Annotated in this window: 18 protein-coding genes; 10 read left to right on the top strand and 8 right to left on the bottom strand. The window is 66.9% G+C overall.

Going from position 1 to position 14908, the window contains the following annotated elements; translation table 11 throughout:
* Positions 1-33 precede the first annotated feature (33 nt).
* From T8K17_RS19255 to T8K17_RS19245, 3 genes are all read right to left on the bottom strand, one after another.
* Positions 34-1872: an O-acetylhomoserine aminocarboxypropyltransferase gene (locus T8K17_RS19255; RefSeq protein ID WP_322331348.1), complete on the bottom strand. Its 1839-nt coding sequence runs from the start codon at positions 1870-1872 to the stop codon at positions 34-36.
* Positions 1873-1876: 4 nt separating this feature from the next.
* On the bottom strand, positions 1877-2689 hold the full coding sequence (locus tag T8K17_RS19250; protein ID WP_322331347.1) for an enoyl-CoA hydratase: 813 nt from the start codon (positions 2687-2689) through the stop codon (positions 1877-1879).
* Between the two features lie 97 nt (positions 2690-2786).
* The gene (locus tag T8K17_RS19245; protein WP_322331346.1) at positions 2787-3725 is read right to left on the bottom strand and encodes an AEC family transporter; all 939 of its coding nucleotides are present in this window, start codon (positions 3723-3725) and stop codon (positions 2787-2789) included.
* A gap of 126 nt (positions 3726-3851) precedes the next feature.
* Between T8K17_RS19245 and T8K17_RS19240 the strand changes: the two genes are divergently transcribed.
* Both T8K17_RS19240 and T8K17_RS19235 read left to right on the top strand, forming a co-directional pair.
* Entirely contained in the window at positions 3852-4661 is an 810-nt protein-coding gene (locus tag T8K17_RS19240) for an alpha/beta hydrolase (RefSeq protein WP_322331345.1), read from the top strand.
* A gap of 13 nt (positions 4662-4674) precedes the next feature.
* Positions 4675-5337: an HAD family hydrolase gene (locus tag T8K17_RS19235; protein ID WP_322331344.1), complete on the top strand. Its 663-nt coding sequence runs from the start codon at positions 4675-4677 to the stop codon at positions 5335-5337.
* A gap of 45 nt (positions 5338-5382) precedes the next feature.
* Here T8K17_RS19235 and T8K17_RS19230 read toward each other — a convergent pair whose 3' ends face one another.
* A complete protein-coding gene (locus T8K17_RS19230; RefSeq protein ID WP_322331343.1) occupies positions 5383-6489 on the bottom strand; it encodes an NADH:flavin oxidoreductase/NADH oxidase in 1107 nt (368 codons plus the stop codon).
* Positions 6490-6561: 72 nt separating this feature from the next.
* Between T8K17_RS19230 and T8K17_RS19225 the strand changes: the two genes are divergently transcribed.
* From T8K17_RS19225 to T8K17_RS19200, 6 genes are all read left to right on the top strand, one after another.
* A complete protein-coding gene (locus T8K17_RS19225) occupies positions 6562-7002 on the top strand; it encodes a PaaI family thioesterase (protein WP_322331342.1) in 441 nt (146 codons plus the stop codon).
* A 29-nt stretch (positions 7003-7031) separates the two neighbouring features.
* Positions 7032-7211 (top strand): hypothetical protein, encoded by a 180-nt coding sequence (locus T8K17_RS19220; protein ID WP_322331341.1) that lies wholly within the window; start codon positions 7032-7034, stop codon positions 7209-7211.
* A 9-nt stretch (positions 7212-7220) separates the two neighbouring features.
* On the top strand, positions 7221-7928 hold the full coding sequence (locus T8K17_RS19215; protein ID WP_322334985.1) for an aldose 1-epimerase: 708 nt from the start codon (positions 7221-7223) through the stop codon (positions 7926-7928).
* Between the two features lie 174 nt (positions 7929-8102).
* Positions 8103-8561, top strand: coding sequence for a 50S ribosomal protein L13 (rplM, locus tag T8K17_RS19210; protein WP_322331340.1), 459 nt, complete (start codon positions 8103-8105; stop codon positions 8559-8561).
* Positions 8562-8564: 3 nt separating this feature from the next.
* Entirely contained in the window at positions 8565-9062 is a 498-nt protein-coding gene (gene rpsI, locus T8K17_RS19205) for a 30S ribosomal protein S9 (protein WP_416153131.1), read from the top strand.
* A 163-nt stretch (positions 9063-9225) separates the two neighbouring features.
* Positions 9226-10674: a TrkH family potassium uptake protein gene (locus tag T8K17_RS19200; protein ID WP_322331339.1), complete on the top strand. Its 1449-nt coding sequence runs from the start codon at positions 9226-9228 to the stop codon at positions 10672-10674.
* Positions 10675-10903: 229 nt separating this feature from the next.
* On the opposite strand, the gene yghU is transcribed toward T8K17_RS19200, so the two are convergent.
* From yghU to T8K17_RS19185, 3 genes are all read right to left on the bottom strand, one after another.
* The gene (gene yghU, locus T8K17_RS19195; RefSeq protein WP_322331338.1) at positions 10904-11758 is read right to left on the bottom strand and encodes a glutathione-dependent disulfide-bond oxidoreductase; all 855 of its coding nucleotides are present in this window, start codon (positions 11756-11758) and stop codon (positions 10904-10906) included.
* 185 nt (positions 11759-11943) lie between these two features.
* The gene (locus T8K17_RS19190; RefSeq protein WP_322331337.1) at positions 11944-12381 is read right to left on the bottom strand and encodes a YqaA family protein; all 438 of its coding nucleotides are present in this window, start codon (positions 12379-12381) and stop codon (positions 11944-11946) included.
* Positions 12382-12448: 67 nt separating this feature from the next.
* On the bottom strand, positions 12449-13033 hold the full coding sequence (locus T8K17_RS19185) for an NAD(P)H-dependent oxidoreductase (protein ID WP_322331336.1): 585 nt from the start codon (positions 13031-13033) through the stop codon (positions 12449-12451).
* A 71-nt stretch (positions 13034-13104) separates the two neighbouring features.
* Here T8K17_RS19185 and T8K17_RS19180 point away from each other — a divergent pair, with 71 nt between their 5' ends.
* Positions 13105-13692, top strand: a complete 588-nt coding sequence (locus tag T8K17_RS19180; protein ID WP_322331335.1) for a TetR/AcrR family transcriptional regulator — start codon at positions 13105-13107, stop codon at positions 13690-13692.
* Here the strand turns inward: T8K17_RS19180 and T8K17_RS19175 are convergent.
* Positions 13689-14261, bottom strand: a complete 573-nt coding sequence (locus T8K17_RS19175; protein WP_322331334.1) for a formyltransferase family protein — start codon at positions 14259-14261, stop codon at positions 13689-13691. The genes T8K17_RS19180 and T8K17_RS19175 overlap by 4 nt on opposite strands.
* Before the next feature lie 125 nt (positions 14262-14386).
* On the opposite strand from T8K17_RS19175, the gene T8K17_RS19170 reads away from it, so the two are divergent.
* Entirely contained in the window at positions 14387-14908 is a 522-nt protein-coding gene (locus T8K17_RS19170; RefSeq protein WP_322331333.1) for a gamma carbonic anhydrase family protein, read from the top strand.

Raw genomic sequence — 14908 nt, 5'->3', positions numbered from 1 at the left:
AAAGCGGGCGCCAACCAAGCGCCCGCTCCTCGGTCAGCCCAGCGCCCGTTCCAGATCCGCGATGATGTCCTCGGCCGTCTCCAGGCCGACGGAAATCCGGATCACATCGTCGCCGGCGCCCGCCGCCGTGCGCTGCTCCTCGGTGAGCTGGCGGTGGGTGGTGCTGGCCGGGTGCAGGATCAGCGAGCGGGTGTCGCCGATATTCGCCAGGTGCGACAGCAGGCGGCAGCGCTCCACCACGGCCATGCCGGCGTCGTAGCCGCCCTTGACCCCGAAGGTGAAGACCGAGCCGGCCCCCTTCGGCAGGTAGCGCTCGGCCAACTGCTTGTACTTGTTGCCCGCCAGCCCGGCATAGCTGACCCAGGCGACCTTGTCGTGCGCCGCCAGCCATTCCGCCACCTTCTGGGCGTTGGCGACATGCCGCTCCATGCGCAGGGCCAGGGTCTCGATGCCGGTGATCGTCAGATAGGCGTTCATCGGCGCCATGGTCGGCCCCAGATCGCGCAGACCCACCGCATGGCCGTAGGTGGTGAAGGCGAGGTCGCCGAAGGTCTCGTAGAAGGTCAGGCCGTGATAGGCCGGCTCCGGCTGGGACAGGGACGGGAACTTGTCGTTCTGCGACCAGTCGAAGGTGCCGCTGTCGACCACCGCCCCGCCCATGGCGTTGCCGTGGCCGGACAGGAACTTGGTCGTGGAATGCACCACCAGATCCGCCCCGTGCTCGATCGGCCGGCACAGGTAGGGGGTGGCCATGGTGTTGTCGATGATCAGCGGCACGCCGGCTTCCTCGGCAATGCGGGCCAGGGCCGCGATGTCGGTGATCACGCCGCCCGGGTTGGCGAGGCTTTCGGCGAAGATCGCCTTGCACCTGTCCTGCATGGCGGCGGCGCGGACCGCGTCCAGATCCTCGGAATCGACGAAGTCGCAATGCCAGTCGAACTTCTGGAAGGTGCGGCCGAACTGGGTGATCGAGCCGCCATAGAGCCGGCGCGAGGCGACGAAGCGGTCGCCCGGGCTCATCAGCGCGAACAGCGCCAGCATCTGGGCCGCATGGCCGGAAGACGTGCAGGTGGTGCCGCGTCCGCCCTCAAGGGCGGCGATCCGCTCCTCCAGCACCGCGACCGTCGGGTTCGACAGGCGCGAGTAGATGTTGCCGAAGGTCTGCAGGTTGAACAACGAGGCGGCGTGATCGGCGTCGTCGAACACATACGCGGTGGTTTGATAGATCGGCGTGCCGCGCGCGCCGGTGGCCGGATCCGGCGAGGCGCCGGAATGCACCGCCATGGTCTCGAAACCCTTGGGGATGAAACCGTCGCCCACGTCGCTCTGCTTCGACACCTTGTCGGAACGTCCCGGCATGCGTCGCTTGGAGGAGATCACCCGGCTGTTGAAGCCGTGCCAGCCGAGCTCGCCGAACAGGCGGGAGAACTCGATCTTCGGGCAGCGGTCCATGATCACGGTCAGGCCCGCGGCCTCGGCCCGGTCGGCGGCCTCGTCGTTGCGCACGCCGAGCTGCATCCACACCACCTTCGCACCGTGCTCAATGGCGGCATCGGAGATCGGTCCGGCGGCGGCGGAATTGCGGAACACGTCGACCATGTCGACGGTCTCCGGCAGGTCGGAGAGGTCGGCATACGCCTTCTCCCCCAGGATCTCGCCGCCGGCACCCGCCACTTTCGGGTTCACCGGATAGACCTTGTAGCCCTTCTGCTGCAGGTACTTCATGGCGAAGTGAGAAGGCCGGTTCCAGTTGTCCGACGCCCCGACCATGGCGATGGTCTTCACGTCGCGCAGGATGTCGCGGATCAGATCGTCGTCGTAGACCAGCCCGCCATTGGCGTCGGTCGCGCGCTTCGGGTCGATTTCGGCCATGGGGTTATTCTCCCTTCCAGACGGGGGCGCGCTTCTCGATGAAGGCGTCGATGCCTTCGCGGGCGTCGCGGGCGAGCATGTTGCGGGTCATCACCGCGCTGGCATAGGCGTAGGCGTCCTCCATCGGCTGCTCGAGCTGCCGGTAGAACGCCTCCTTGCCGATGGTCAGGGTCAGCGGCGATTTCGACGTGATCTTGGCGGTCAGAGCCTCGACGGCGGCGTCCAGCTCCTCGGCCGGGACCACCTTGTTCAGCAAGCCGGCGGCCTCGGCGGTGGCGGCGTCCAGCGGTTCGCCGGTGACCAGCATCTCCATCATCTTCTTGCGCCCGACATTGCGGCTGATCGCGACCATCGGGGTCGAGCAGAACAGGCCGATATTCACGCCCGGCGTGGCGAACTTGGCAGTGTCGGCGGCGACGGCCAGGTCGCAGGCAGCGACGAGCTGGCAGCCGGCGGCCGTGGCCATCGCATGGACCTTGGCGATGACGATCTGCGGCAGCCGGTTGATCGCCATCATCAGCTCGGAGCATTGCTCGAACAGCGCCTTGAAGAACGGCTCGCCGTCGTTCTCGCGCACTTCCTTAAGATCGTGGCCGGCGCAGAAGGCAGGTCCGGCGGCCGCCAGCACCACCACCTTGACCGTGCGGTCGTCGGCGATCGCGGCGAGCTCGCGCTGCAGCTCGGCCATCAGGGCGCGCGACAGGGCGTTGCGCTGCTTCGGCCGGTTCAGGGTCAGGGTGGCGACGCCGTCATTGTCCTCGCGGACCAGGATGGGCAGGGCGTCGGTGTCCGGCGTCTCAGCCTGGGGCAGGGCCATGGCTGTCTCCCTCGGTACGTTCTGAGCGGTCTTCTTGGACCCCACAATGCGCCCGCGGGTCCGAAATTCAAGGGGGCTTTCCCGTCACCACCGATCCCTAGCGGACGTCCAGCAGCAGCAGCACGCCGGCCACGGTCAGGACCGACAGGCCGGTGGAGATCAGGATCGCCGTGGTCGACTGGGCGATGGCCGACTGGTAGCGCTGGGCCATCAGGTAGACGTTGATCCCGACCGGCAGGGAGGCCAGCAGCACCGCCACGTCGCGCCACAGAGTCTCGACCTGGAAGACATGGGTGGCGAGCAGCCAGACAAGCAGCGGATGCAGCGCCAGCTTCAGCACCGTGCCGACCGCCGCCTGCTGGACGGCGCCGGCGATCCGGTAGGCGGCGATGGACGCCCCCATGGCGAAGACCGCGCAGGGCAGGGCGGCACGGCCGAGCGTGCTCGCCAGGGTATCGACGACACCCGGCAGCTTCAGCCCCGCCAGATTGACCAGAACGCCGAGCAGCAGGGCGATGATGATCGGGTTGGTGACCAGACCTTTGGCGACGTTCACCGGCAGCCGGCGCATTTCCTGGCGAGCGCCGATGCCGATCTCGGCCTGGATCGTGACCACGGAGAGAAGCTGCCAAGAATGGAAGGCGATGATCAGGAACAGCGGCAGAGTCGCCGCGTCGCCGAAGGTGGTCAGCACCAGCGGCACGCCGAGCATGACCGTGTTGGAGAAGGCGCCGGTCATCCCGGCGATGGCGGGTTCGGCGCCGGTTCCCTTGAACAGGTAGCGGTTGATCAGGGTGCCGGCGGTCCAGGCGATATAGCCGCCGCCGAAATAGGAGATCAGATATCCCCACTGGATCGTCGCCGGCAGATCCGTCGTCGCCATGGTGCGGAACAGCATGGCCGGGATCGCATAGTCGAACACGAACCGCGACAGGCCCTTGGTGGCGTCGTGCGGGAACAGCCCGGTCCGGGCAGCACCATAACCCAGGGCGACGATGCCGAAGACCGGGACGATAATCTCGAGAAGGATCTCCATGACACGGGCTTACGGCGCGCCGCGTCCCGGCGCCAGATGCTAATCACGCGTTGACGGGCTTTTACCCCACGCGCTACCGACTCTAGGAATGCGCGAAGGATAAAAAAGAAACCAGGGAGGCTCACCATGCCGCATCTCGAGATCGCCGAGGGCGAAAGCCTGTATTACGAGCACACGCCGCCGACCGATCCGTCGGGCAAGACCTTCGTCTTCGTCAACGCCCTGACCGGCAGCTACACCATGTGGGAGGCGGCGATCGCGCCGGCCCTGCGCAAAGCCGGCCACGGGACCCTGGTCTATAATTTCCGCGGCCAGGCCGAGAGCCGCACCGCCCCGACCACCCGGCCGACACCGGTCCAGATCGTCGACGACCTGGACCGGCTCTGCGACGAGGTCAGGCCCGCGCGTCCGGTGCTTGTCGGCCTGTCCATCGGCGGCCTGTTCGCCGCCCAGGCCTACGCCAAGGGGACGCGGGCGGACGGCATCGTCCTGATCAACACCCTGCGCAAGCCGACCGAGCGGCTGGAATGGATCAACACCGCCATGGCCCATGGGGTGGCGGCGGGAGGGTTCCGGCTGATCATGGAGCTCAATCTGCCGATGCTCGTGAACCCGGACCAGCTCGCGAAGATGCGGGCCGACGTGCAGACCGGCGCGCCTTATGCGCCGATCGATCCGGCCGATGGCGGCTATCGGCTGATGGTCGAGTCGGTGGCGACCGACTGGAACTTCCCGTGGGAGAAGCTCGACATTCCGGCGCAGATCTTGGTCGGTTTGCACGATCGGGTATTCTACGTCGCCGAGGATGTCGAGGAGCTGGCCGCGCGGATTCCGCGGGCGTCGCGCGTCGATTTCCGCGATGCTGGACATCTGATTCCGATGGAGCGGCCGGGCGCCTTCACCGAGGCGCTGCTGGACTTCGCGAAGACCGTCTAAAGGGGAGACCGCCTTGGTCTGGAAACCGGCGCTGGTAATTTTCGATTGCGACGGCGTGCTCGTGGACAGCGAGCCGATCGCCACCCGCATCATCGCCGCCGCCCTCACCAAGGCGGGCCTGGAGATGAGCGGGGAGGCCGCCCTGCACCAGTATCTCGGCGGCAAGCTGACCCGCATCAAGATCCGGGTGGAGGAGGATTTCGGGATTCCGCTCGGCGATGGCTGGGTCGAAGGGATCTACGAACAGCAGTTCGCCGCCTTCCGGGCCGAGCTGAAGGCCATTCCCGGCATCGTGGAGGCCCTGGATGCGCTGGACCTGGCCGGCATCCAGTACTGCGTCGGCTCGAACGGCCCCTTGTACAAGATGGACGTCTCCTTGGGGGTCACCGGCCTGCATGAGCGGCTGGAGCACCGGATCTTCTCCGCCGACATGGTGCCGGAACCGAAGCCGGCGCCGGACCTGTTCCTCCATGCGGCGGCCAGTTTCGACGTGCCGCCGGGCGACGTGGCGGTGGTGGAGGACAGCCCGCCCGGCGTGCGGGCCGGGGTGGCGGCCGGCATGCGGGTCTTCGGCTACGGCCGGGATTCCGGCGTCGACCGGCTGAAGGAGGCCGGCGCCCAGGTGACCTTCGAGAACATGGCCGACCTTCCGAAACTGCTCGGCGTGGGTGCCTGAGCGGCGGACCCGGCCGGCGGATACCGGCCGGATCCTCTTCTGATCCTACTTCTTCGGCACGAAGGAGCCGTGGCCGGCCCGCCAGATGTCGGGGCGGCAGCGGACATATTGCGCCGGGTACTCGATCTGCACGCCGAGCGCCTGCGCGGCGTGCCAGGCCCAGCGCGGGTCGTCCATCGCACCACGGGCGACCGCGACCATGTCGGCCTTGCCCGACGAGACGATCTCTTCGGCCTGGACGCCGTCGGTGATCATGCCGACGGCCATGACCGCGATGCCGACCTCGTCCTTCACCTTCTCGGCGAAGGGCACCTGGTAGCCCGGGCCGACGGTGATCTTCTGCGCCGGATCGTTGCCGCCGGAGCTGACGTCGACGAAGTCGCAGCCGGCCTCCTTCAGCGCCTTGCAGACCTCCACGGTCTCCTCGACGGTCAGGCCGCCCTCGACCCAGTCGGTGGCTGACAGACGCATGCCCATGGCCTTGTTCTCCGGCCAGACCGCGCGGCAGGCCTTGAACACCTCCAGCGGGAAGCGCATCCGGCCCTCGATGGAGCCGCCATAGCCGTCGTTGCGGGTGTTGGACAGGGGCGACAGGAACTGGTGCAGGAGGTAGCCGTGGGCGCCGTGAACCTCGGCGACCTCGAAGCCGACCCGGTCGGCCCGCTTGGTGCTCTCCACGAACTGCTGCTTGACCATTTCCAACCCGTCGGCATCCAGCGGCTTCGGCGCCGGCCAGTCGCCGTAGCCGCGATCGGACGGGCCGAGGGTCTGCCACGGGTTCTCGCCCGGCTGCAGCGGGCCGCCGCCGTTCAGGGGGATGCGGTTGGAGGCCTTGCGGCCGGCATGGGCGATCTGGATGCCCATCACCGAGGTGCCGTACTGGTAGCAGAAATCGACGACCCGCTTGAGCGTCCGCTCGTTCTCGTCCGACCACAGGCCGAGGCAGCCCGGGGTGATGCGGCCCTCCGGCGACACGTGGGTCGCCTCGGTGATGACCAGGCCGCCGGCACCCATGGCGAATTGGCCGAGATGCATGAGGTGCCAGTCATTGGCACTGCCATCTTCGGAAACGTACTGGCACATCGGCGCCACCACGATACGGTTCGGCAGAGTGACGTCGCGCATCGAGATCGGCGAAAACAGTTGGCTCATGGGGTCCCCTCTGGTTGTCCTGTCAGGCAGGCCGGGGGACGGTAACGGGTCGCGCCAGGGGGAGGAAGTGCCATGACGGCAAAAGTGTCTGTCGCCGAAATGAACCAGGTTCTGCAGGAGGACCTGTCCTTCATGGGCAATCTGGGCGCCCGGTTCGAGGAGATCACCGACGGCTACGTGGTCGCCCGGTTGCCGTATTCCGATCTGCTGCTGCGGCCCGGCGGGACGATCAACGGCCCGGCGATGATGGGCCTGGCGGACGCGGTGCTCTATGCGGTGGTGCTGTCGCGCATCGGCATGGTGAAGCTGGCGGTGACCACCAGCCTGACCGCCAACTTCCTGCGCCGGCCCAAGCCAGGCGACCTGATGGCGGTCGGCAAGCTGATCAAATGCGGCCAGCGCCTCGCATATGGCGAGGTGCTTCTCCATATAGACGGTAGGGATGACGACCCGGTCTGCCATGTGACCGGCACCTACTCGATCCCACCGAAAGAGGACCGGCCCGGCGGTTAAGGGACGGCCAAAAAAGGGAGCGCGCACAGATGAGCCATCCGATCACCCTCTCCAGCGGCGCCGTGAGCGTCGTTGTCGAGCCGGCCTTCGGCGGGCGCATCACGGCGTTCCGCCACGGCGACACCGATATCTTCGCGCCGGTCCCGGCCGACGGATCGCGCGACCTCGAAGCACCCGCCTCCTGCGGCTGCTTTCCGCTGGTGCCCTGATCGAACCGGATCCGCGACGCCCGGCTGACCGTCGAGGGCGAGACCGTCGAGCTGACACCGACCGAGTTGCCGGCGGGCCATGCGATCCACGGCCACGGCCTGCGCCGGATCTGGGAGGCGGAGAGCGACGGGTCGACCCTGCGCATGCATTACGCCCACGAGGCGGGCATCGGCGGCTGGCCCTGGCCCTATCGTGCCGCCCAGGTGATTGAGATCGACGACGCCGGCATGACCGTCACCCTGTCCGTGCTCAACTCGGGCGAGGGGGCGATGCCGGTGGGGCTGGGCTTCCATCCCTATTTCCCGCAGACCCCGGGCACCCGCCTGACCCTGCCGGTCGCCACATCCTGGCCGCCGACCGAGGCGGAGAAGTTTCCCGTCGCCGGCGGCCAGCCAGTGCCGGCCGCGCTCGACCGGCGCGAGGAGGGGCCCGTGCCCATGGGCCTCGACCAGGGCTTCGGCGGCTGGGAGAAGACCGCCCGGATCGCCTGGCCCGAACGTCGGCTGGCGCTGACCATGACAGGCGAGGGGCCGCTGGATCACGTCATCGTCTATACCCCGGAGCATAACCGGTATTTCTGCGTAGAGCCGGTCACCCATGCGATCGACGCAGCGAACCTGACGGAACTTCAAGGGGTTGCGGATACCGGCCACGCCATCCTTCCGGCCGGCGCGGAGTTTTCGGTATGTCTGCGGTTTACGGTCGAGGTAATATAATACCTCATTCCCAACCGCACTGAAAAAACGGCGTTTTTCCGCTTGATTCCGGACCGCTTTGCACGGCATAAGGCGCGCTCCGTCGGAGGCGGGCCGTATCCCGTGCCGACTCCAGATTTCCATGAACCGGGTCTTGTGCCAGTTGCACGGGGCCGATCGAGCGAGGGGACCGTCATGCGGACCTATTCGGCAAAGCCGAGCGAGATCGAGAAGAAGTGGGTTGTGGTCGATGCCGAAGGGCTCGTCCTCGGCCGGCTCGCTTCGATCATCGCGAACTACCTGCGCGGCAAGCACAAGCCGACCTTCACCCCGCACATGGACTGCGGTGACAACGTCATCGTCGTCAATGCGGAGAAGGTCAAGCTGACCGGCAACAAGATGACGCAGAAGCAGTACTACTGGCACACGGGCCATCCGGGCGGCATCAAGTCCCGCCGGGTCGACCAGGTGCTGGCCGGCGCGCATCCCGAGCGCGTGATCACCAAGGCGGTGCAGCGGATGATCGCCCGCGGCCCGCTCGGCCGTCAGCAGATGTCCAACCTGCGGGTCTATGCCGGTGCGGAGCATCCGCATGAGGCGCAGCAGCCCCAGGTGCTGGACGTTGCGGCCATGAACCCGAAGAACGCGAGGTAAGCGATGTCGATGGAAACCGAGACCACGTCGACGGATGAGGCCCAGGGCCTCGACAAGCTGGCCGAGCTGCAGGCTGAGACCTCGGCCGCTCCGGCGGAGCCGGTGGTCGACAAGTTCGGTCGCTCCTACGCGACCGGCCGCCGCAAGAACGCGATCGCCCGTGTGTGGGTGAAGCGCGGCCAGGGCATCATCACCGTCAACGGCAAGCCGTCGGCCGAGTATTTCGCCCGTCCGGTGCTGCAGATGATCATCGACCAGCCGTTCGAGGCGGCCGAGCGGACCGGTCAGTTCGACGTGTTCTGCACGGTGACCGGCGGCGGTCTGTCCGGCCAGGCCGGTGCGGTGCGCCACGGGATCTCCCAGGCCCTGACCCTCTTCGAGCCGGGCCTGCGCCCGACCCTGAAGAAGGGCGGCTTCCTGACCCGCGACCCGCGCATGGTCGAGCGTAAGAAGTACGGCAAGGCCAAGGCCCGCCGCAGCTTCCAGTTCTCCAAGCGCTAAGGCGGTCTGGAGCCGGGACTGCGGTCCCGGACGACAAAAGAATTTGGGAAAGCGCTGTCTTCGGGCAGCGCTTTTTCGTTATCTGGTGCATGATCCCGCCGATCCTTCGATGCCGCGCCGTCGTAAAGGGCGGCCGATCAGCGACTCACACGGAGACTTCGCGGTGCTGGACCTCAGGGTCGTTGCCCACATCCTCGGATGGGTGATGATTTCCATCGCGGTGATGCTGCTTGTACCCGCGGTGCTGGACTGGGCTCGGGAAGATTCGGACTGGCCGGCCTTCGTGGTCGCCGCCGTGGTCTCTGCCCTGTTCGGCGCCTTGATGATTCTGGCCAACACCGCGCCGGAGCGGCCGGAGCTGAACCTGCGCCAGGCCTTCGTGCTGATCGCCTCCGGGTGGCTCACGGTCTGCCTGTTTGGCTCGATCCCCTTTATGGCCTATGGGCTGTCGGTCACCGACGCGGTGTTCGAGACCATGTCGGGCATCACCACGACCGGATCGACGGTACTCACCGGGCTCGATTCCATGCCCGAGGGGATCCTGCTGTGGCGGGCGATGCTGCACTGGATCGGCGGTATCGGGATCATCGCCATCGCCGTGATGATCCTGCCGTATCTGCGGGTCGGCGGCATGCAGATCTACAAGATGGAAACCTCCGTCCACGAGGGCGAGGCGGCCTCCTTCACCAGCCGCATCCTGCTGCGGCTCTCGATGGTCTATGTCGGCCTGACGGTGCTGTGCTTCGCGGCCTACTGGGCGCTGGGCATGAGCTTCTTCGACGCGGTGACCCATTCGATGGCGACGGTCTCCACCGGCGGCTATTCGACCCACGATTCCTCGTTCGGCCATTTCCAGTCCGCCTGGCTGCAATGGGCAGCGATCCTGTTCATGATCAGCGGCGCGATCCCGTTCATCCTGTTCGTGCGCGCGACCCAGGGCAATTTCCGCGGCCTGATCAAGGACGAGCAGGTGCGCGGCTTCCTCGGCTTCCTGGCGGTGTTCAGCGTGCTGACGGCGTTCTGGCTGATGACCCGCGACGACGCGCTCGGCTTCGGCAAGGCGCTGACCCTGACGGCGTTCAACATCACGGCCATCGTCACCACCACCGGCTTCGCCACCACCGACTACACCCTGTGGGGCACCGGGGCGGTCGGCCTGTTCCTGCTGCTGATGTTCGTCGGCGGCTGTTCGGGATCGACCTCGGGCTCGATCAAGATTTATCGCTACCAGGTGCTCTGGCTGTTCGTGCGCGCCCATCTGAAGCGCCTGTTCTCGCCGCGCCGGATCATCGTGCTGCGCTACAACGGCAAGACCCTGAGCGAGGACGTGCCGCTGTCGGTGCTGGCCTTCCTCGCGGTGTTCATCGCGACCATCGCGATCTTCACCGTGGTGCTGAGCTTCCTCGGACTGGACCTGGTCACCGCCTATTCGGCCTCCATCACCGCGATCTCCAACGTGGGTCCGGGGCTGGGGCCGATCATCGGGCCCAGCGGGACGTTCCAGTCGCTGCCGGATGCCGCCAAATGGGTGCTCGTCATCGCCATGCTGGCGGGCCGGCTGGAGGTTCTGGCGCTGCTGGTGTTCTTCGACCGGGACTTCTGGCGGGCCTAAGCGGTGTGCCACTGGGAGTGCTGCTGTCTCGGCCGCTTGCTTGCACCCACCCTTAGCCCTCGCCCAGAGCAGCCTCCGCGATAGCGGGGGCGTGTCGAAGGGCCTGCTTCAGAGTGGCTGAGGTCGTCCTTCGACACGCTCCTTCGGAGCTGCTCAGGCCGAGGTCGGTAGAGAGGGTATCAAAGAAGCCGGGGAAGTGGCGATCCGCTTCCCCGGCTGTCGGACGATCTCAGAGGCCGAGCGCGTCGATGTCAGCGGCGCTGTGGCGCTCCTCCAGCTTCTCGTTGTCCTCGCCGCGCACGCGGTTGACCACGCGGCCGCGCTTCACGCCCTTGCGCTCGGCGAGTTCGTTGGTCCAGCGCTGGACGTTCTTGTAGGAGGCCACGTCCAGGAACTCGCCCGCATCGTAGAGCTTGCCCTGGGCGAGCTGGCCGTACCAACCCCAGATGGCCATGTCGGCGATCGTGTATTCGTCGCCGGCGATGTACTGGTTCTCGGCGAGCTGGCGCTCCATGACGTCGAGCTGGCGCTTGGTCTCCATGGCGAAGCGGTTGATCGGATACTCCCACTTGTCCGGCGCATAGGCGTAGAAATGGCCGAAGCCGCCGCCGAGATACGGCGCGCTGCCCATCTGCCAGAACAGCCAGTTCATGGTCTCGGTGCGCTTGGCCGGATCCGTCGGCAGGAAGGCGCCGAACTTCTCCGCCAGGTAGAACAGGATCGAGCCGGATTCGAAGACCCGGATCGGCTTGTCGACGCTGCGGTCGAGCAGGGCCGGGATCTTGGAGTTCGGGTTGATCCCCACGAAGCCGCTGCCGAACTGGTCGCCGTCGCCGATCTTGATGATCCAGGCGTCGTACTCCGCGCCCTTATGACCGGCGGCCAGTAGCTCCTCCAGCATGATGGTGACCTTCACGCCGTTCGGGGTGCCGAGCGAGTAGAGCTGTAGCGCATGCTCGCCGACCGGCAGCTCCTTGTCGTGGGTGGCGCCGGCGACCGGGCGGTTCGTGCTGGCAAAGCGTCCGCCGTTTTCCTTGTCCCAGGTCCAGACCTTGGGCGGCGTGTAGGACGGCATGTCGTTCATGAAGCTCTCCGTTGGTGTGTCTCTAGGGACAAGGCAGGCTGTCCGGTTGTCTGTGTCGGGATCCGGTCCCGGTGCAGGCGATCTGGCTCGACGGGCGCCGGATTACAACCCACATCGCGGCGCGACAGTAGTCGCTCTCGCGCAACGGTGTAGGTCCGTGCGGGGCAGAATAGGGGGCTTGCGGATCAGAACACCCCGAGAATGAAGGCGGAGAAGAGAGCGTAACGCACGGTCTTGGCGATGGCGACGAGGATCAGGAAGATCCACAGCGGCTCGCGCATCAGTCCGGCGGCGAGCGTGAGCGGGTCGCCGATGAACGGCGCCCAGCTCAGCAGCAGCGACCAGTATCCGTATTTCCGATACCACTGCGCGGCCCGTTCGAGCTGCTCGGGCGAGGCGGGAAACCAGCGCCGGTCCTTATACTTCTCGATCTGCCAGCCGATGGCCCAGTTGATCACCGATCCGAGCGTGTTGCCGACGCTGGCGACGATCACCAGGGCGACCACGGAATAGTCGTCTCTGAGAATCAGACCGGTGAGCAGGAATTCCGATTGGATCGGCAGGAACGTGGCGGCGCCCAACGAGGTCAGGAAAAGGCCGCCATAGACGACGATCAAACTCATGCAGTCCCGCTCCGCTCTCCGATGCAGGGGGATATGGCGCGGATTGCCGAGATGTCACCGTCATGCGTCAGGCGGTCGCCCGGATCCCGAGCTTCCTGGACCGGGCGATCCAGCCGTCGATCTTCTCGGGCGTGGCGGTCTTCACCGGGCCGAACTGCACCGCCCGCCGTGTCTTCACCCCGCAGAAGCCGAGGATCTGGTGGCGCATGACCCGGCGGCCGGGGCGCCAGTAGATCAGCGTGTCGAGCAGCGGCGGAGTATCGGAGGTGATCATCACGTCGGCGGTCTTCCCGGTCAGCAGCTTGTCCCAGGCGAGACCACGCCGGTGGTACTTGAAGGCGAAGCCGGGGGCGAGCGCCCGGTCGATCACCGACTTCGCCTTGGTCGGCATCGAGCCCCACCAGTAGGGATGCACGACCAGGATGTGGTCGGCCCAGGCCACCGCTTCCTGCCAGGCGATCAGGTCCGGCTCCAGCGGCGGGGCATCGGCCCCGTAGCCGTCGGTGTTCAGATCGAAGGTCATGGCGCTGAGATCCATGCGCCGGACCTCCGACCCGGTTTCCTGGGCGCCGGACTGGTACGCGTCGGCCAGGCCCTTGCACAGGGAGTCCGCCTTGGGATGGGCAACCCAGATGAAGATTCGTTTGCTCATGATCGGCTCCGGTCGAGAGAGGTTTACACGGTGTCAATTGACATGATGTCAAATATGGCTAGGTTGACGCCATGTCAAGTGCCCAGCCCGATACCCGCGAACGCATTCTCACCGCCGCCTGGTCCCTTCTGGAGGAAGGCGGGGGCCGAGGCGTCCGCATGGCCGATGTGGCGCGGCAGGCTGGGGTCAGCCGCCAGGCCGTCTATCTCCACTTTCCCAGCCGCGCCGAGCTGCTGATCGAGACCACCCGCTATATCGATGCGGTGAAGGACGTGGAGGGGCGGCTGGCCGAGTGTCGGGCGGCGGTCGGCGGACGGGCGCGGATGGAGGCCTTCATCCGTGCCTGGTGCGGCTACATCCCCGAAGTGCATGGGGTGTGCGGCGCGTTGCTGGCCATGCGCGACAGCGATGCCGAGGCGGCGGCCGCGTGGGACGACCGCATGGCGGCCCTGCGCGAGGGTTGTGCGGCAATCGTGCAGGATCTGACCGCCGACGGCGACCTGCACCCGGACCTGGATGCCGACGAGGCGACCGACTTGCTGTGGACCCTTCTGTCTGTCCGGAACTGGGAGCATCTGACCGGCGACCGCGGCTGGTCGCAGGAGCGCTACGTCGCGGCGATGCAGAGGATGTCGCAGCGGGTGCTCTGCGCGGATTAGGCCGATTGCTCCGCGCGCACCGCCTGCCAGGCAGCCTCGCTGCAGTCCCGCGTGCCCCAGGCGAGGGCCGGGTCCGGCGACAGCGGGGCGTCGGCCGCCAGAGCCGGCATCAGGCCGAACATCAGTGCGAACCCGGCCCGCCAGGTGTGATAGCGCAGCGCCTCCTCGGTCATGCCGGGGGTGATGGGAAAGCGCTGAACCGACAGGATCGGCCCGGAATCGACCGGCAGGGTCATCACATGGGCGGTCACCCCATAGGCGTCGACCCGGTCGCGCAGCGCGAATTCCAGGGCCCGCTTGCCCGGATATTCGGGCGGGGCCGGATGGATATTCACCGGCTCGAGCGACATCGCATCGAGGTAGCGCTGCGGCACCACCACGTCGCTGTAGAAGGCGACCAGCCGCCCCGGCCAGGGGCGGTCGGCGTCGAACGGCTCGAACAGCCGGTCCAGGGCGGCACGGCTGGAGACGAAGAACACCGTGTTCGGAAGCCCGCGCGCCGCCGACAGGGTCGAGATCGCGGCGGCGGAGACCATATCGGTCAGGAGCGCGATGGGCGCGGCGGTCACGGCCGGCCTCCGTCCAACCAGCCCTCGCCCCACCGGCCCGTCACGATCTCGCCACTTGGGCAATGAAGGCTGACGGTCAGTTCGGCTACAGTGCGCCTCAAGAAGTCTTGCATTGGAGGAAACAGATGCCCGCCCTTATCCGACCCCATCACGGCCAGACGCCCCGCGTGGCGGCAGGCGCCTTCATCGCCGAGACCGCCGTGCTGATCGGCGAGGTCGAGATCGGCGAGGACGCCTCGATCTGGTACGGCACGGTGCTGCGCGGCGACGGCCGGTCGATCACGGTCGGCGCGCGCACCAATATCCAGGACGGAACCATCGTCCACATCACCTCCGACCGGTTCGCGACGGTGATCGGGTCCGGCATCACCATCGGCCATGGCGCCATCATCCACGCCTGTACGCTGGAGGATGACAGCTTCGTCGGCATGGGCGCTACCGTGATGGACGGTGCTGTGGTTCAGCGCCACGGCATGGTGGCCGCCGGCGCCCTGGTCACGCCGGGCAAGGTGGTGCCGACGGGCGAGCTCTGGGCCGGATCGCCGGCGAAGAAGATGCGCGACCTCACCGATGCCGACTTCGCCCAGATCCACCGCTCGGCCGAGCATTACTGCGAACTCGCCCGCAGCTACATGGTCGGACGGTGA

The organism is Thalassobaculum sp. OXR-137 (assembly GCF_034377285.1).
Classification (GTDB): domain Bacteria; phylum Pseudomonadota; class Alphaproteobacteria; order Thalassobaculales; family Thalassobaculaceae; genus Thalassobaculum.
Note: the sequence above shows the minus strand (reverse complement) of the source record. Positions and strands in the feature narration are given on the sequence as shown.